Origin of the sequence: Pelotomaculum sp. FP (assembly GCF_004369245.1) — a bacterium.
Lineage (GTDB): Bacteria > Bacillota > Desulfotomaculia > Desulfotomaculales > Pelotomaculaceae > Pelotomaculum_C > Pelotomaculum_C schinkii.
This window is the reverse complement of sequence record NZ_QFGB01000001.1, coordinates 1-18,688: the sequence shown is the minus strand read 5'-3', so window position 1 is coordinate 18,688 and position 18,688 is coordinate 1. Positions and strand designations below refer to the sequence as shown.

Annotated in this window: 12 protein-coding genes and 1 riboswitch; of the genes, 7 read left to right on the top strand and 5 right to left on the bottom strand. The window is 44.1% G+C overall.

Annotated elements, in window-relative coordinates; translation table 11 throughout:
- The first annotated feature begins 13 nt into the window (after window positions 1-13).
- A complete protein-coding gene (locus Psfp_RS00055; protein ID WP_134216509.1) occupies window positions 14-1,222 on the top strand; it encodes a bifunctional 3,4-dihydroxy-2-butanone-4-phosphate synthase/GTP cyclohydrolase II in 1,209 nt (402 codons plus the stop codon).
- A gap of 43 nt (window positions 1,223-1,265) precedes the next feature.
- Window positions 1,266-1,736 (top strand): 6,7-dimethyl-8-ribityllumazine synthase, encoded by a 471-nt coding sequence (gene ribE / locus Psfp_RS00050; RefSeq protein ID WP_134216508.1) that lies wholly within the window; start codon window positions 1,266-1,268, stop codon window positions 1,734-1,736.
- Between the two features lie 229 nt (window positions 1,737-1,965).
- On the opposite strand, the gene Psfp_RS00045 is transcribed toward ribE, so the two are convergent.
- The 3 genes from Psfp_RS00045 to Psfp_RS00035 all read right to left on the bottom strand — a co-directional run bounded on the left by Psfp_RS00045 (window position 1,966) and on the right by Psfp_RS00035 (window position 5,546).
- Window positions 1,966-2,226: a hypothetical protein gene (locus tag Psfp_RS00045; protein WP_134216507.1), complete on the bottom strand. Its 261-nt coding sequence runs from the start codon at window positions 2,224-2,226 to the stop codon at window positions 1,966-1,968.
- Between the two features lie 184 nt (window positions 2,227-2,410).
- Complete coding sequence (locus Psfp_RS00040; protein ID WP_134216506.1) at window positions 2,411-3,592, bottom strand: MFS transporter; 1,182 nt, start codon at window positions 3,590-3,592, stop codon at window positions 2,411-2,413.
- 250 nt (window positions 3,593-3,842) lie between these two features.
- Window positions 3,843-5,546 carry an aldehyde ferredoxin oxidoreductase C-terminal domain-containing protein gene (locus tag Psfp_RS00035; protein WP_134216505.1) on the bottom strand — a complete coding sequence of 568 codons (1,704 nt, stop codon included), beginning with the start codon at window positions 5,544-5,546 and terminating at the stop codon, window positions 3,843-3,845.
- A gap of 223 nt (window positions 5,547-5,769) precedes the next feature.
- Between Psfp_RS00035 and Psfp_RS21385 the strand changes: the two genes are divergently transcribed.
- A complete protein-coding gene (locus tag Psfp_RS21385; RefSeq protein ID WP_192895202.1) occupies window positions 5,770-5,913 on the top strand; it encodes a hypothetical protein in 144 nt (47 codons plus the stop codon).
- Here the strand turns inward: Psfp_RS21385 and Psfp_RS00030 are convergent.
- Window positions 5,910-7,061 (bottom strand): iron-containing alcohol dehydrogenase, encoded by a 1,152-nt coding sequence (locus Psfp_RS00030; protein WP_192895201.1) that lies wholly within the window; start codon window positions 7,059-7,061, stop codon window positions 5,910-5,912. The genes Psfp_RS21385 and Psfp_RS00030 overlap by 4 nt on opposite strands.
- 775 nt (window positions 7,062-7,836) lie before the next feature.
- The gene (locus Psfp_RS00025; protein ID WP_134216503.1) at window positions 7,837-9,894 is read right to left on the bottom strand and encodes a sigma 54-interacting transcriptional regulator; all 2,058 of its coding nucleotides are present in this window, start codon (window positions 9,892-9,894) and stop codon (window positions 7,837-7,839) included.
- 565 nt (window positions 9,895-10,459) lie between these two features.
- A riboswitch (molybdenum cofactor riboswitch) is annotated at window positions 10,460-10,576 on the top strand.
- Window positions 10,577-10,602: 26 nt separating this feature from the next.
- Here Psfp_RS00025 and Psfp_RS00020 point away from each other — a divergent pair.
- From Psfp_RS00020 to Psfp_RS00005, 4 genes are all read left to right on the top strand, one after another.
- Window positions 10,603-13,434: a molybdopterin-dependent aldehyde oxidoreductase gene (locus Psfp_RS00020; RefSeq protein ID WP_134216502.1), complete on the top strand. Its 2,832-nt coding sequence runs from the start codon at window positions 10,603-10,605 to the stop codon at window positions 13,432-13,434.
- A gap of 142 nt (window positions 13,435-13,576) precedes the next feature.
- A complete protein-coding gene (locus Psfp_RS00015) occupies window positions 13,577-15,871 on the top strand; it encodes a pyridine nucleotide-disulfide oxidoreductase/dicluster-binding protein (protein ID WP_134216501.1) in 2,295 nt (764 codons plus the stop codon).
- Window positions 15,868-16,071: a DVU_1557 family redox protein gene (locus Psfp_RS00010; RefSeq protein ID WP_134216500.1), complete on the top strand. Its 204-nt coding sequence runs from the start codon at window positions 15,868-15,870 to the stop codon at window positions 16,069-16,071. Before Psfp_RS00015 ends, Psfp_RS00010 begins: the two co-directional genes overlap by 4 nt.
- 357 nt (window positions 16,072-16,428) lie before the next feature.
- The gene (locus Psfp_RS00005; RefSeq protein WP_192895200.1) at window positions 16,429-18,318 is read left to right on the top strand and encodes a sigma-54-dependent Fis family transcriptional regulator; all 1,890 of its coding nucleotides are present in this window, start codon (window positions 16,429-16,431) and stop codon (window positions 18,316-18,318) included.
- Window positions 18,319-18,688: the final 370 nt, after the last annotated feature.

Sequence of the window (18,688 nt, the reverse complement as noted above, 5' to 3'; positions counted from 1 at the left end):
GGAGGCGCACGTTATGAAATTCAGCAGCATACCAGAGGCAATCGAAGATATCAGACAGGGCAAAATGATTATCGCCGTTGACGATGAGGACAGGGAGAACGAAGGCGACCTGATGATGGCCGCCGAAAAGGTGACACCGGAGGCAATAAATTTCATGGTGACAAATGCCCGCGGCCTGGTCTGCCTGCCCATTGACGGCAAGCGCCTGGATGAACTGGAAGTGCCGGCCATGGTCACCCGCAACACCGACAACCACGAAACAGCTTTTACCGTCTCCATTGACGCCAAGGACACTACCACCGGTATTTCGGCCCATGAAAGGGCCATGACGGTCAGGGCCGTGCTTGACCCCGACACCAAGCCCACCGACCTGCGACGGCCCGGCCATATTTTTCCTTTACGCGCCAAAGACGGAGGGGTTCTAAGGCGGGCCGGACATACCGAGACAATCGTGGACCTGGCCAAAATGGCCGGCCTTTATCCTGCCGGGGTAATCTGCGAGATCATGAATGAAGACGGTACCATGGCCAGGACACCGGAACTGGTAGAGTTCGCTCTCATGCACGACTTGAAAATCATCACCGTCGCTGACTTAATTGAATACAGGCGCCGTAACGAGCGACTCATCCGCAAGGTAGATACGGCCAAGCTGCCGACCAAATACGGGGAATTTACAGCAGTCGCCTACGAGAGCCTTTTGGACGAAAAGGGGCATCTTGCCCTGGTCATTGGCAATCTTCAAAATGTTGAAGCGCCGTTAGTACGGGTTCACTCTGAATGTTTGACCGGTGACGTTTTCGGCTCGCTCCGTTGTGACTGTGGTGACCAGCTGAGGCACGCTATGGAGATGATCGCCGGGGAGGGCACAGGCGTACTTCTTTACATGAGGCAGGAAGGCCGGGGCATTGGACTGCTTAACAAAATCAGGGCCTACAACCTGCAGGACAAAGGCAAGGATACGGTAGAAGCGAACCTGGCCCTGGGCTTCCCGGCAGACCTCAGGGACTACGGTTTGGGCGCCCAAATCCTGGCCGATCTGGGACTGAAAAAAATCAGGCTGATAACCAACAACCCGCGCAAGATCGCCGGGCTGGAAGGTCATGGCCTGGAAGTTGTAGAGCGGGTACCGATTGAAATTAAACCGGGCAGGTCCAACAGTTTTTACCTCAGCACCAAGCAAAAGAAAATGGGGCACCTTTTACACATCAGCGAAATACGTTAAAACCTGCCGCTAATTATATGATATGATACGAGGGGGATTATTGATGCCAAAAGTATACGAGGGACACCTTTTAGGCCAGGGTTTGAAGTTTGGGCTGATTGCCGGCCGCTTTAACGAATTTATCACCAACAAGCTTTTGAGCGGTGCGCTTGACGCTCTCAAACGGCACGGCGTGGCTGACGAGGATACAGAGGTGGCCTGGGTGCCCGGAGCTTTTGAAATACCATTAGTAGCAAGTAAAATGGCTTCAAGCAAGAGATATGACGCGGTGATCTGCCTGGGCGCGGTAATTCGCGGGGCAACCCCACATTTTGACTACGTCTCCAGCGAGGTGACCAAGGGAGTGGCCAAGGTCGGTCTGGACAGCGGGATCCCTACCATTTTCGGGGTGATTACAGCAGACACCATTGAACAGGCCATCGAGCGCGCCGGCACCAAGGCCGGCAACAAGGGCTGGGACGCTGCGGTAACCGCGATAGAGATGGCTAATTTATTGCGCAATATCGCCGGCTGAAAGTCTTAAAAAGCTTTTTCTTGACAAATAGGAGAACAGATAATGATTTAATCATTCAAAGATGAAATGCCGAAGGCCCCGGAAAAAGCCGGGGCCTGTATAATAGGCGGCCCCCCGCATTTCATGACTAAACCAAAAAAAGGACAATAGAATGTAACCCAACAATGCTCATTGAAAATGGAAATGCCATAACCATATTAAATTTAGGATTGTTCTTGTTTGATGTTACTTAACCTCCCCCAATTAAACTATATGCATATACAATATCTCCATCTGATAAAGTACTGTTTTCTTTAGCAAGTTTCCCATTAATTGCAATAAACCCAATAGCATTTCTATTTTCAAAAAATAATTGTTGTAAAAAATCTTCTAAAGTTGTATTATATTCCACCCTGATTTGAAATGGTTTTCCAAGTTCGAAATCCTTAATATTAGCTGATGGAGCCACGTGTGATCTAAGGGTTACAGTAATGAAATTATTCTGGGACATATGACTTACCTCCCGGGAACCATAAATTATGGCCTTAATATCAATTTCAAACTGTCATGGATTGTTCAGAGGTAGTACATTGTTCGAAGGAAGCACTTGTTGTGCTTCCTTCGAAGGCTTTTATGGGTTGGTATGCTCAATGCGTCAACGCTGCAATAATCCCTACAGTAGTTTTAAATGCAGGCTAAGCAGCTAAATGCTGCTGCTTTCTATCTTTGGCGATACCCCAGAATACTGCCGCAACGCCCATGGCAAGGCCCAATGCCGCAGCAAATATATAAGCTGATCTGTTGACGTCCCCACCCATCGCTATTGCAATAGGAGTTGCGATATAAGGACTCACGAACTGTGCAAGGTTCTGGCTGCATAGAACAACTGAAATAGCCATTGGCGCGGAAAATGCATCAACAGATTGCGATGCCCCAACTATAATGCAGGGCATAACGATGGAGAAGGCAAGGCCACACACCAGGCTTCCGGCATATACCACAGCAATGTTTGGCGCATAAGCCATCATCAGGTAAGATATGCCGAGCAGGATAAGACCAATTGAAAGTGTGAGATTCTTCGCTGATGTCGTTAACTTTCCGAAAACCAGACCCATTAAAAATCCGCCTAAAGCAAAAAACATGAGCGTCTGGCCGGCCTGTGCGGGAGTTCCCAGCCCTTGACTTGCTACAAAGAAGGAAATAAACACGGAAAATATTTGACCGGATATAAAAAATAAGAACATAGTGATTACCCAGCCGTATGCGGCGCCGGTAAGCTTAACCTTCCCGGCTGGCGCACCCTCCGCTGCTGTATTTCGGATTGGCTTAGTATCCGGTAAACATACCAGCACGATAATGAATGAGATTACAGCGAGAAGGTGCAAATAAAAGATAGCTTGCCAACCTACTACAGCAAGATAGCCACCCAAAAGGACCATTACAGCGCATCCCAGCATTTGGGCCGCAACTTGCTGCCCCATAACCTTTGAACATTCATCGCCCTCGAAGTATTCAACTACAAGAGCAGAGGATAATGGCTGCATAATTCCGATGCCGACTCCGAGGATTGCTCTAAGTACCAGTATTACTGAAAATGATGATATGAATGCTGGAACAGTACCGCCTATGATGAAGCAAAGGATACCAAAAACAACAAGTTTCTTTTTCGACACATATTCTTGAACCTTGCCAACTAAAAAGCTAAAAACAATAATTAGAATACAGGGGAGTGATATGAGCAACTGGATAGATGTCTGAGGCAAATTGCTAAAATGCTTACCAATAACACTAAGTCCGCCGGCAATCCCGATGATGCCCATCAACAAAATGGAAAAACTTAATATGGCTAATTTGATTTTACCTTTTTCGTTTTCCATGATCCTGCTCCTTTCTATTTTGCAACCTTACTTGGAGTACCAGCCATAAATACCAGTCCAGCATTTGTGAAGCCATGAGTGTCCGGAGCAAACGCCTGCCTGTTGTTCTAGTCGAAGCTATTATGGGTTGCCAGCCATTTACATTGCATTGGGAGTAATACGATGCAATGTAAATGGCGAATCCCGAGCGAAGTTTTTCAGCTACTGAAGGTAAGCCGTAGCATACCGGGCAAATGAGTCGATGATAAAATCATACAGCCTTTGCCATCTCTTCCTGGGTAATATCAAATTTACAACCAGTTGACGGTAAAACTTCTTTATACATGAAATCCGGTAATTTGTCATCCTTAGCCGTGAAGCCGGCGCCTTTATTAAATGCTTTCTCCAGCGCCAACGTTTGTTCACCAATCTTATATAGCTTATCGGCATCCCATTCGCCACCAAATCTTCCGCCCATTAATTCAAGAAGTAAGGCTAAATTCGCAGGATCTTGTGAAGCCATATATATATGCATACACAGACCCAGGCTGTCACAGGTAGCCATAAACGGTTGCAAAAAGGCAGATACTTCAACCTGCCCCTCTTTTTTGTATGGATCAACCGTGGGATTTCCGATCGGGTTGCCTGCTGTGTGATCAGCGCCCATGGGCGAGGTGGCATAGGTAACGCCTATTCCCTTTAGCCCTCTTGGATCATAACCCGCCATTGTTTGACTTTTGGCTACCGGAATCCGTTTAACCCCAAGGTAATTGCCGGCGTATTCCGCACCATTGCCGAGGATTTTTCCAAATTCCGTATCATCCATCATTTCTTGCATTAATTTAATGGCTCCCTTACTGTCACCAAACTGTATTTTCCCAGCCTCCATACAAACACCAAGCATACCACCTGTTTCTATGGTATCTACGCCCAAGTCGTCACAAAGCCTGTCAATCACAGCAATTGCATCCAGGGAATCAATTCCTAAATTGGGGCCGTTCAGGGCGATTGTTTCGTATTCAAGGCTGCCTGTCACGTAGTCGCCGTTTTCATCGTTAATCAAGTTTGAGCATGAGATTATGCAGCCGGGCATGCATTTGTGGCCATTTTTTCCCCCTCGGCTTTTTTGGATCTCTGCCAGTTTTTCCCCGCAGATATTTTCCGCCTTATCCCACCTTCCGTCGCTGAAATTAAGCGTCGGCATCGCACCCAGGCCGTTAAGCATATTCACCAGCCCTGCCGTGCCTATTGCAGGAAACAGTTGTCCTCCTACAGGATCCGCTTTAACGGCTTTAGCATAAGTCCGGGTAGCGGCTGCAAATTTTTTCTTATCGGCGTATTCTACCTGAGCAGGGCCCCCTGCATCGAGCACTATAGCTTTGATTCCCTTTGAGCCCATAACTGCTCCAAGGCCCCCACGTGCTGCTGACCGGCAGGGACGGCCTTCCATATCGGTAACCTGTACAGAAGCCATCCGGTACCCTCTTTCGCCCGCCGTACCGATCAAAATCATCCCAATTTTCTCACCGAAATCATTGCGCAATTGTGCGCTCAAAGCGTAGGTGTTCATCCCGACATATTGATCCGCCGGTAAAAGCTCTGCCTTATCTTTATCGATCTTCAAAATGAACCACTCATTGTTTAGAGGTTGATTCTCTATAATAATCGCCTTAATGCCCAATCTAGCCAGCATCAGGCCGGCTGTACCCCCGGAGTTAGCTTCTTTGATTCCGCCGGTTAACGGGCTTTTCCCGCCCACCGACAACCTGCCGCTGCAGGGAAACGTTGTTCCATTTAACAGGCCGCCACATACAATAAATTCATTTTCGGGCCCTAATGCATTGCATTTTGGATTGACCTCATCATTTAATATTTTAGCGATTAAGCCACGACCGCCATACATTGCATATTCTTCATTAACATCTTCGGTTAAAATTGATTTTGTATCTGTCTTTACCCGTAAAAATTTTGACATAGCATTACACTCCTAATCGAAATAATTAAAAGGTAAATTTTGTTGATCGAGGCATTGGTTGCAAGGATAAAGAATTTGAATATTCAAACAATTGTACTATCAACACCTTCACAACCGCACTTCCTTCTTAAAACATTGAACTTTGGTGCTCCACTAAAAAAGAACAACGCTATCCAGTTTGCCTATCGCAGTATAAAAGGGTACAACCGAGTAGAGGTGCAGGATGAGAGCATACCAATCTAGCTATCAGAATGTCCACAACCTGCACCACACGGTACTCATTGCTGCTATTAACTTGAATAAGAAAATTCTTGTGCAGTCCACCCGGATTACCGCTAAAATACCGTCCTGGGAGTCCCAGGCTTAATAAGCTTTTTCAAGTATTGCGAGAACATCTGCTGCAGTTACTTTTCTTGGATTAAATTGTGTTGGGGGTTCATAGGTCATAGCATCGTTAACAATATCCTTGAATACTGATTTCTGCACCCCTGCTTCCTTCAAAGTGGGGATCTTGAGTGTCTTATTTAGATCGAAAATTGCATCTACAACCTTTTTACAGGCTTCCTCTCTGGACAAACTTTGTAAATTAAGTCCCATAGCAACACCGACATCAATAGTTCTTTCAGGACACACCGGGGCATTGTACTCCATGACATAAGGCAGAACAGCAGCGTTGGCCGCACCATGACCCAACCCGCAACGGGCGCTTAAAGGATGGGCAATTGAGTGTGTTAATGCCACCATTGCGTTATCAAACGCTACACCAGCCATTAGACTTCCCATTAACATATCGGATCTTGCTTCGAGGTTTTCACCGTCATAAGTTGCTTTCACAAGGCTGTTAGAAATCAGCTCGATTGCCTTTATAGCAAAAATATCTGAAATAGGAGTGGCTAATTTACAGGTATAGGCCTCAATAGCATGTGTTAAGGCATCCATACCAGTTGAAGCAGTCACGGGAGCGGGCAAAGGTATGAGCAGCTCCGGATCAGCAATAGCAGCTTCGCAAGGAACATGTCGCCCGCCAACTGCATATTTTCTTGAATTCTTTGGTGAAGTGATAATGGTCATGCTTGTTACTTCGCTGCCGGTCCCCGATGTAGTCGGAATAGCAATTAATGGCGGCGTGGGGTTCTTGACGGTACCCATGCCGAAGTACTGATAGAGTGGCGCCGGGTTTGTCAATAAAACCTTGACCCCTTTTGCCGTGTCAATTGTACTGCCCCCGCCAACAGCAAGAACTAGATCAACATTAGCGTCCCGGCCAATTTTAGCTGCCGCTTCCATCATTTCTTCCGGAGGATTCGGGACAATTTCGTTAAATTCTAAAACCTCAAGGCCATCATCTTTTAGAATTTTAGCGATACCCTTGGGCATTTCCCCGAGCGCCTTGTCGTAAATAAAGAAAACTTTCTTTGCTCCGTATTCGAGTGCGATTTTCCCAACGTTTTTTGAGACTCCCGGACCAAAATGGATAACCGGTGGAAGATTAAACATACGTTGTTGCATTAACATAAACATAGCCCCCATTCATTATTTTTTGGCAATATTTTTTTACTGGATAACCTTTCCTTGTCACCTCCACCAGCATATAAAAGCAAGATACATGCCAACAGTAATTCCATATTCAATAGCCTAATATAATAACAAGTTTTCAAAATTTTAACAAAGGGAAGCTCGACTTTTTAAAAATGAACGGTTTCTTTTTGTCTTGCCAATCTTATGTGTAAACTTCTTTACTAATTTTAATGCATCATTAATTTTTACTACCTTGGCTGACATCTCCCGAGGAAAAATATGATTTTCTGAAATCAGCTGATGAAAGAATTGATGATAGATGAAATTAAATTTATCGGAAAAATAAAATAAAAGTCAGTTTATTACCATAAAAAGGATGATATGGTCAATGAATAAAGGATGATACAATCAGATTTTACTATTATTACCATACAAGATTATGATTTTTAGCTCATATCGACAATTGCAAGTATAAAAAATCTTTGCAATTTCGAGGGTATAAAATTAATTTGATATCTTCCTATAAAATTATGTGTGATATTTATAAGCTTTTTTTTATTCAATTTGTTAAAAGAAAAAACACTTACCTTCTTCCGTCAGAATAGTAAGTGCATAACTGTTACAAATAATACTTATAAAAGAAAAAAGATTTAAAATTGGTAACAAGTACCTAATGCAGAAAACATCCGTTAATTTGTATGTCCCCCTTGCATAGTGCAACAGAGACCTGGATGATTAACCAGAGAGAATGCCTTTAGATATTTTTCTATTCTTATTCTAATCTAAATTTTAAAACCGTGTTTTTGAGTTTTTCATTGCTATTAATTTTATTACACAAAGTTGGTCTACTAATACCTAAGCGATTGGCAGCTCTGCTGAGATTACCATTTTCCTCGTTTAATACTATTTCAATGATTATTTCCTCACCTAGCTTCATTAAGTTGTTGCTTTTCTTATCTTGAATCGATCTTAATTTGTCCTGTAAATCTTTATAGCTATAAGCTTTAACTATTTTTTCCGGCAACTGGTTTAGAGACAATTTCTTTCCATCATCCAACAAAATAATTGATCTTTCAATTACATTTCTTAGTTCACGTATATTACCTCGCCAGTAATAGCATGATAATGCTGTAAAGAAGTCATCATCCACTTGAAGGTTTTTTAAGCCATATTCTTTAGAATAGAGATCAATAAAGTATTTTGCTAATTCAGGTATATCATCTTTTCTTTCGCGCAAAGCTGGTAGATTTAGTGTGATTGTACCAATTCTATAATACAAATCCTCACGAAAATTTCCTTTATCAGCCTCTGTTAGCAAATCATTTTTTGTTGCTGAGATAACCCTAATATCGATGGGTATATCTTTTATTCCACCAACCCTACAGATTTTACTTGTTGAAAGAGCCCGTAATAATTTTATTTGGGTATTTAAAGGCATACTTTCAATTTCATCCAGAAACAGGGTGCCTCCGAAAGCTATTTCTATTTTACCCGGTTTCCCATTTGCTGAAGCTCCTGTGAATGCGCCCGGTTCATAACCAAACAATTCACTCTCGGCTAAATCGTGAGGTATAGCTCCACAATTTATTGCAACAAAGGGTTTACCCTTTCTTGGACTAGCATTATGAATAGCCTGAGCAAATAATTCTTTACCCGTTCCACTCTCCCCAAATATTAAAACTGAACCATGGGATTTAGCAACTTTTTGCGCTATCATTTTCATTTCGTTGAATTTTTCATTGCTGCCAACAATATCATCAAATGTATAACTAGCCCTATTGCCTGGTAAATTTTGATCTATATTTTCCAGTAATATTACTTTATCTTCATACTTTTTATTAAATATTTTTCTAGTAGACATCAAAAATGATTTTCTTTTGCCTTTAATATCTAAAATAATTTCTTTTTTTTCTACACAATCATTATTGTCATATTGTAGCAGCGTGGAAACATATTTTAAAAGTTCCGGTACGATATCTTGTTCATTAATGTTCAACATATCAATTATTTTATCATTATAACGGTTAATTGAGTTTTTATCATTAATATAAACAGCACCTTGAGGTAAATACTCAAAGGTTTTACTTATAGCTAAGTCATAGATACCCAATTTATCCAGGGTATCCATGGTAAAAGATACATTGTCAAGTATTCTTGCTAAAAATGTTACCAAGACTAAAGTATCTATTTTGTTTTGTTTATAACTGTAACTGGCAATATTTAAAGCGCCGATTACCTTTCCACTGCTGTTATGGACGGGAGCTGCCGAACAATAAGTATCATGAAGATATTTATTGAAATGTTCAGGTCCTAGCACCTGCACAGATTTATTTTCGCGTAAAGCTATACTAATTGCAGTAGTTCCAATATCCATTTCAGATGAGCTGGCTGGAACGGGAAACATATCCCGAAGTTCTAACCCTTGATGCAAATAACTTGAAGCAAGCACTTGGACATTCCTGGCTTGGTTATCGAAAAGTTGTATATTCAAACCTTTTTTTCTGGCCATTCTTTGTAAGGCCAAAACAATATTGCCAAATCTATCGATCATGCCCTTACTATCTGATATTTGTTTTTTTATCTCTTCTGGAGATAAAATTTTTCTGTTGTTTAGGTTAGGATTAACCCCATATTCCATACTTCTCTGCCAGGATTTATAAATTAGCTTGGGAACTATATCTTTATTTATTGGTTTGCCATGAATAAACTTTTCCCATTCATATTCTATTTTGTAGAGCTTGGGCAATGTTAGATCATCAATAACCATATCTGTCTTTTTCATTAATTCATTAAAACAATTATGCAGACTTATAGAACTTTCAGCTTCCATACTTTCACATCCTTGTAAAATATGTCAATATACTGGAAGGTTAGTTCACGGATTAGTCCCAAAATACATGTAAGGAGTTTCTGCGTCATCCTTATATTGTAATAATTAAAAGATTATACCTTGGCAACGTCTATATTTATACCTATTCTTGTAAGAAATTCTATTATTTATTTTCTGTTTCTCCTTCTACCTTATATAAGTATACTCTATTGTGTAATAATTGCAAAAAGTATTAATACAAAGAGTTTCCCGAATTCGAAGATGTATAAATTTTTCTTACAGTGTAAAAAAGATTTATACCTCGGTTAGATAACTCAAAAATAAAAAGTAGCCTTTTTATAAGTAAAAAAACAGGATGTAATTTTCGAAAAATTAATTTAGGCAAAAAAATAGGCTCTATCCTGGATTGAAGATATTTATTTTTAATAAAAAGCTTTTACTGGCATGCAACTTGCTCTTTATAGAGCCGGGCGAGGAGGTGATAGTGGAACATTCCCCATCTATTTCTTACAGGCCGCGGGTTACAATTTTGGCGTTTGACATTGGCGATGCAATGGGTCTGATTCTAATTTTATAGCTCCGATCTTGGCGGGCTAATGCTATGCTAAGACTGCCAGGACGTCAGGTGTGCGGGGAAACCGGCATGCCCCCCAGTGTGGAAAGGAGTACAGAATTATCTATGGTGATAAGCATGAAGGGTGGAAAACAATGGCAACAAAAAAGATGATGCTGTATATTAACGGCTCCGAACGTATGTTGGTTTGCGATCCCGAGACAGATACTCTTGCCGACGTTATAAGACGTCTTGGCCTTACCGGTACGAAGGTGGGCTGCCGCGTTGGACAGTGCGGCATCTGTTCCGTCATACTGGATGGCGCAGTTGTTCGCTCCTGCGTTAAAAAAATGAAAAACATTAAAGACGGCAGCAAGATTACAACCATTGAAGGGATAGGCGCCCCGGCAAATCTGCATCCTCTGCAGCTGGCATGGATCATACATGGTGGAGTGCAGTGCGGGTTCTGCTCGCCCGGATTTATTGTTTCTGCAAAAGCGTTGCTTGATACCAATCTCAATCCCACAAGGCAGGAAGTTCGCGAATGGTTCCGGAAGAACCACAACGCTTGCCGTTGCACCGGCTATAAGCCGCTGGTCGATGCGGTCATGGCGGCCGCCAAGGTGATGCGCGGTGAAATGACCATGGAGGACCTTAATTACAAAATGCCGGCAGACGGGAGAATATACGGTACGGGATATCCCAGGCCGGCTGCCCTGGCTAAAGTAACCGGAACCTGCGATTACGGCGACGACATCGGCATGAAAATGCCCGACGCCCTGCACCTGGCTGTAGTCCTTCCGGGGGTTTCTCATGCCAGGCTGCTTTCTATAGATACTTCGGAAGCGGAAAAGATGCCGGGCGTTGAGAAGGTTATTACCCATAAAGATGTGAAAGGGAATAATCGTATTATGTGGCCCTGTGGCCATATACTCGCCAAAGCGGACGGTTTTGATCGCCCGATCCTGGCTGAGGATATGATCTATCACCGTGGTGATGTTATTGCTGTAGTAGCCGCCAGGACCAGAGCCGAAGCGCGCGCAGCAGCAAAAAAGGTTAAGTTTGAACTGGAGCAGCTGCCTGGATACTTAAATATTCTGGAAACAATGGCTGCTGACGCTCCGCAGGTAAACAAAGAGTACCCCAATATTTATATTGAAGCTCCTTTAATTAAGGGACAGGATACCAGGAAGATCATTGAAAAATCCCCTTATGTCGTTGAAGGCAGCTTCTACTCCCAACGCCAGCCGCATCTGGTTCTCGAACCGGATACCGACCAGGCTTATGTTGATGCTGACGGGGTTCTTACCATCCATTGCAAGAGTCTTTTCCTGCACATTAATATATTTACATTGGCTCCCGGTATTGGTCATCCCGGCGAAAAAATCAGGATTATTGAAAACCCGACCGGCGCAAGTTTCGGATATTCGCTATCCCCTTATATGCCGGGCATCGTATCGGTTGCTACCCTGGCAACCGGAAAGCCGGTTACGATTACCTTGAGTTATGAAGAACATCAGCATATTACAGGAAAACGCGCTCCTTCTTTCTCAAACGCGAGGCTGGCATGCGACGAGAAAGGGAAGATTACGGCCTTGGAATATGAAATTGCTTATGATGAAGGGGCCTATACCGAATCTGCAGACGTGATCGCCCAGAAAGGGCTTCGTTTCGTGGGCGCTCCGTATAAAATTCCCAATGCGATTGGCCTTTGCAAAACTGTTATATCCAACAATGCGGTTTCTACAGCTTATAAAGGTTTTGGTTCGCCACAGTGCTACACCTGCGGGGAACAGATCGTAGATATGATGGCGGAGAAAATCGGAATGGATCCGTTGGAGTTCCGCTATATCAATGTCTACCGTGAAGGCGACGAGAGCATAAACGGCAACAAGTTCTCCGTCTACCCGATGACCAAAATACTTGATAAGATGCGTCCATATTATAGAGAAGCGCTGGAAAGAGCAAAGAGAGAATCTACGCCTGAAAAGAAACGCGGCGTCGGTATCGCCTGCGGCGAATACAATGTAACCAGCGCGCCAAACGACCATACGGAAATTGTTCTTGGGCTAAATCCGGATGGCACCGTGACGCATTATAGCTGCTGGCAGGATCAGGGACAAGGCGCGGATGCCGGCGCAGTTGTTCATACCTATGAAGCCCTGAGACCGCTAGGATTGCGTCCGGATCAGATTAAGCTCGTCATGAATGATACGGCTTTGGCTCCCATGCACGGCCCCTCTGCGGGAAGCCGTTCCCATTATATGATCGGAAATGCTACCATCCATGCCGCTGAGCAGCTGATGAACGCTATGCGTAAACCCGACGGCACTTATCGTACCTACGATGAAATGGTTGCCGAAGGGATTTCCACAAAATACACAGGCATATTTGACACCACCGGTATGACATCCGACCTCGATCCGAACACCGGACAGGGGAGCCCGACTGCGGAATATACTTTCGGAGCATTCCTGGCGGAGGTGGAGGTAGAGATCACCACGGGTAAAACCAGGGTTCTGGGCATGAAGTGCATTGCCGACGTCGGCGTCATCGGAAACGTAGTAAATGTTGACGGTCAAGCGCTTGGCGGAATGATGCAGGGTATCGGAATGGCGCTGTCCGAAGACTATGACGATTTTAAAAAGCATACCAACCTTGCCGGCAGCGGCTTTACGTTTATCGATGCGACGCCGGACGATCTGACGACTGAATATATCGAAACCCCAAGACCCAGCGGACCTCACGGCTCATCCGGTTGTGCGGAACTATTCCAATCGTCGCCTCATGTTGCGGTAATCAATGCAATCAATAACGCTTGCGGTGTTAGAATTTACGAATTGCCTGCCAGGCCCGAAAAAGTGAAAGCGGCGCTTGAGGCTAAAGCCAGAGGTGAAGAAATCAAGCCCAGGAAGTACTATATGGGTGGCGACCTGCATGAAAAGATTGACTATATCAAAGCCAATCCTTTTACACCCAAAAATTAATTTCAAGACATTATTACCCTGAAACTAGTGGCGCCTAATAGATGAGTCATGTCGCATCCGGACTGCTGCCAAAAAAAGGCCGCAGTCCGGATGACGGTTATGCAAATAGTTCATTTCAGGTAAAGCGTGTGAGGATAAAGCGATGGAATTAAAGGATTTTAAAAATTGGGGGAGCCTCTGCACCCGGGATGAGCCTGTATTTTGCACAAATCAGTGCCCGCTTGGAGTCGACGTTAAAGGGATGGCGGCAAAGCTCAATGCCGGAGATTTTACAGGGGCCTATAAAAACTATAGCAGTCAGGTGCTTTTTCCGGGTATTGTCAGCAAAATATGCGACGAGCCATGTAAAAGCGCCTGCCTGAGAAAAAATATTGATGAATCCATCCCGGTGAGAATGCTAGAAAAAGCGTGCTGTGATTTTACCGCCACCAAAGACATTCCCTCTTTTTATATGCCGCTCAAAAACAAACGCATTGCCGTAGTCGGCGGAGGTTTGGGCGGCCTAAGCTGCGCCGTAAAACTTGTCCGCAAAGGCTATGATGTTCACCTGTACGAAGAAAAGGACAGGCTGGGGGGAAGCCTTTGGGAACCGGGCAGCCATATATCCCCGGAGGTCCTTGAAGAAGAGTTTGGCCGCATTACCCGTAACGATGATATCAAAATGCATTTAAATACAAAAGTAGGCTCTCTTGATGCTCTTGCGTTTGATGCTTTGTATATTGCTACAGGAAGAAGAGGCGAAACATTCGGGCTTGTGGGGGGATTTGACCCAATATCTCTTGCTACCGCTCAAAACGGCGTGTTTATGAGCGGAAAGACGGCAGGAAGAGAGGAAAGTTCGGTCCTCATTCCTATTCGAGAGGGGATTAGGGTATCCCAGTCAATCGAGTCCTTTCTAAAGACAGGGAGGATGGGCGGTGAGGCGGGCAATCACGAGGTGGTTCCATCGCGGCTCAGTGCGGATATAGCCGGGGTGAAAAATAAAGCCGGCGTAAAGCCTGCCGGACCGGCCGGATATACCCCCGAGGAGGCTGTCGAAGAGGCAAAAAGATGCCTGCGCTGCGAGTGCAAAGCTTGTGCGGAAGCTTGTGAACTGATAGCTTATTATAAAAAGAAGCCCAAAAAAATTATTGAAGATGTTAACGCCACTTTGAATAAGGTTGAAGCAATTACAAAAAGAGTAGCCTCACGCCAGATCAACTCCTGCAATCTCTGCGGACTATGCAAAGAGGTATGCCCAACCAGTCTTGATTTTGAAGAGATATTTCTGGCCAGTCGAAGAGAACTGCACAGGGGAGGAAGCCTTCCTCTGGCTTTTCACGATTTCTGGATGAGAGATATGGACTTTTCCAACTCGGAGGATGCTTTTCTTGCCCTAAATCCTTCGATTAAGGATAAAAGCAGATATTTATTTTTTCCCGGCTGTCAGTTGGGCGGCTCCGACCCTAGGTATGTCACCGATACCTATGATTATTTGCTGAAACGACTTGAAGGCGGCGTATCCATCATGGTCGGGTGTTGCGGCGCCCCTGCCGAGTGGGCCGGAAGGGAAGAGGAACATTCCGCTGTTATTGTCCAAATAAAGAAAAACTGGGAGGATCTGGGGAGTCCGGGGGTGATACTCGCCTGTCCGACCTGTAAGAAGATGTTTGCGCAATATCTTCCCGACATTACCGTTGCATCGCTGTGGACTATTGTGGCGGAGAAGGGTATGCCGGAGAACAAAAAGAGCGGTGAGGGCCAAACGGTGACTGTTTTTGATTCCTGCGCCAGCCGCCACGAGCCTGATGTGCGCCGCAGCGTAAGAGCCATTCTAAAAAATTCCGGTTATCAACTGGAGGAACTGGCATACAGCGGAGAGCGCGCTCAGTGTTGCGGATATGGAGGCCAGATTCATGCGGTAAACCTGCCGCTCCTTGATGAGATCGTCAGCAACAGGGTGAAGGGGACGCCCTATGATTACATCACCTACTGCACGAACTGCCGCGACACCTTTGCCAACACCCAAAAACCGGCGGTTCATATGCTTGATCTGATGTTCTACGACAATATCAAAGCCCGTGCAGCCAGAAAGCCCCCTACCCTTACGCAGCGCAGGGAAAACCGGATTCAGCTCAAAAAACAGCTTCTTAAGCAGATCGGGGGAAGGGAGATGCAGCCGTCAGTCAGCGATTATTCCAGGATAAAAGTTTTCATATCTCCCGAGGTTTTTAAGAAGATGGACAGAAACCTGATCGTTGCCGAAGATGCCCAGAGGACAATCCATTATTGCGAGTCCACCGGAAACAAAATACAGGATACCTCTACTGGAAATCTGATAGGGCACCTGCAGAACGAAGTGATCACCTATTGGGTTGTTTACAGGCCGGAAGGAGATGGGTTCAGGCTGGAAAGCATCTACAGTCACAGGTTGAACATAGAGGAGCATGTCACATGAGCTCACCGTTAGAGAAGCCGGCGCTGATCTGCCTGAAATGCAATGTCCAGCTCAAGCTGCGCAAAGCCTTCTTTACCTATCTTGGCTTTAACTTCAATACCGAGCTGCCAAGGTGCCCGGTCTGCGGGCAGATGTACCTGTCGGAGGAACTGGTCAAGGGAAAAGTAACTGAAGTAGAAATGTCTCTTGAGGACAAGTGAGATTTTTCGCTCAGGCCTCCGGTAATGCTGTCTTTTGCCTCGGAGAGCTTTGACCATGAAGCCCGCTTTAGAACAACGCTTATTTTTCATCAGAGAATTAAGAAAAATCTTAAAATGTTGTATTTGACGCCTATGCGCAAATCTGCTTATGTAAAACAATCTAGAAAAACATCTCAATTTGTGATATAAAGATCATAGTGAAATAATGATTGCTCAACTGACAGGTGCAGCAATTTTGCCCCTACGTAGTTTATTAACAAACATAACAACAGGACGACAACTCCGGATAATGTGGTTTGATAATAATTACGAATATGCAACTAGATTATTCTATTTGCAAGGGTGGGTGAAACAATTATGGCCGACTATGCCGAAGACAGTAAGGATATGTCACACTGGGCATGGCGCAATTTTGTGAAAACGGGAGTTATTGCCGAGCAGGGTGTGCAACCTATTATAGCAAGGTCATGGCAGCGCTCCCGCAATATTGACACTGGTATTGATCCAATTCACAATGACTTGGTGTTGTCAAAGGGGTTGCTTGAAGAAAAGCGCGCCGATAATCAGGATTTGATTTCAATAGCCGCTCCAATCATGCGGGACATCTGCTATATGGGTGGGGAAAACTTTGTTTCTTTATCTGATGCCGATGGATATGTTTTTGACGCGGTAAGCAACGTGGACTGTCCTATCCCTTTAGGTGCTACATGCCGTGAGGAAGTTATTGGAGCAAATGGAATTGGAATTGCTTTGGTTGAAGATAAACTTGTCGAGATTAGAAGATACGAGCATTATTTAACCTTTTTACACGAACACGGATGTGCTGCCATTACTTTGCATAATCCTGATGGGCAAATCATTGGAACAATCAATATAACTAACCCTTTCGGTGACCTCGAACCTGGCAGTTCAGGTCTTCTACAACTTGGCACGCAAGTGATCGAACGCCAACTTAGGTGGAAATACTCCATGCAGAAAGAAGCATTGAGTACTTTTGGCGTGCTGAAGGATGAGATCGGACAATGCCTCTTGGTTTTTGATCAGCATGGCAAAATCATTGATGTGAATAAAAATTGCATCAACCTTTTAAGGTTCTCTCGTGAGGAAGAAATTCTAGGAGTTCACTTCCGTGACATTTTAAAGGAAAACAACGCTGCCGGCACAATTATACCCCATCCTGGAACCAAGTTTGAACTGGTAAACGATCTGTGCAGCGTACCATGCAAAGCAGTTAAGAATAGTATTATCAGAGGTTTCAATGATTCAGATAAAACACTTTTGCTTTTTGAAACTGTTAATTCTGTTAATAAAGGACCGAATAAGCTCTACTTTACATTTAATAATATAATTGGTAAAGCCCAAAGTTGGTCCAACATCGTGCACCGGGCTAAAAAAGCGGCAGAGGTTAGTTCAAATGTGTTAATTGAAGGGGAAAGCGGTACAGGTAAGGAACTGATTGCACAGTCAATCCATACCGATAGCGGGCGCAGTGGCCTGTTTGTTCCTATAAACTGTGGAGCGATTCCGAAAGAATTAATTGAAAGCGAACTGTTTGGTTACGAGGAAGGAGCATTTACCGGAGCCAGAAAAGGCGGTATGAAAGGTAAATTAGAAATGGCTGACAAGGGTACGCTGTTTCTTGATGAAATAGGTGAGATGCCCCTGGCAATGCAGGTCCACCTGCTCAGGTTTCTTCAGGATAAAACCGTGACCCGTATGGGCGGGACAAAGCCTAAAACGGTTGACATCCGTGTCATTGCTGCAACCAACCGGGATTTAAGACAAGAAGTAAAAGAGGGCAGGTTCAGGGAGGATTTGTACTTCAGGCTGAATGTTATAAACATTCAGCTGCCGCCGCTCAGGAGAAGAAAAGAAGACATTCCCATGCTGGTCCATTATTTTATGAACAAATTTTGCCAGGAATTTAAAAAACCCCCCTTAGATATTGACAGTACTACCATAAATGCCTTATGCAGGTATGATTGGCCGGGAAATGTCCGGGAGTTAAGTAATATCATAGAAAACGGTGTCATTTTTACAGAAGGAAAAATTATGGCGCCGGAGGTTTTGCCGTCGTATGTCGTTGATTATAAACCTATTAATCCGTTAAAAGAAAACAACTTGAAAATTTATGAAAAGGCACTTATTTTGGAGACTTTGGAAAAGTGCGAGGGGAATGTCACTAAAACAGCTAAAGCTTTGGGAATAGCTCGCAATACGTTATACAATAAATTGCGTAAATTGTAATTAAACTAATGCATATTATATAAGTTGTGTTTAATAGACCTTTATCCTTTGGGGTAAGGGTCTTTCTTTGTTTTTATAGCTTCCGGGGGATTTATTGATTAAAAACAGGTGTTAGATAAAGTGACACTGCTCAAAAGAGTGACACCTATTTGTGGGCTGTCATAAAGCTTACGATAAACTTACGGGGAAGATCAAATAGGCTGTTTATTGCTGTTATCACGCAAAACTGTGCTATCCATTAATTAGGGCTTGCTGAATAGCCAAAAATTCCAGTAATACCAAGGGATTGAGGGTACTTTTGTCGAATTATTATCCAAGGAAAACAAGCTAAAATATGCAAAAAGCTTGCACTTTGGAGGTCAAAAAATGT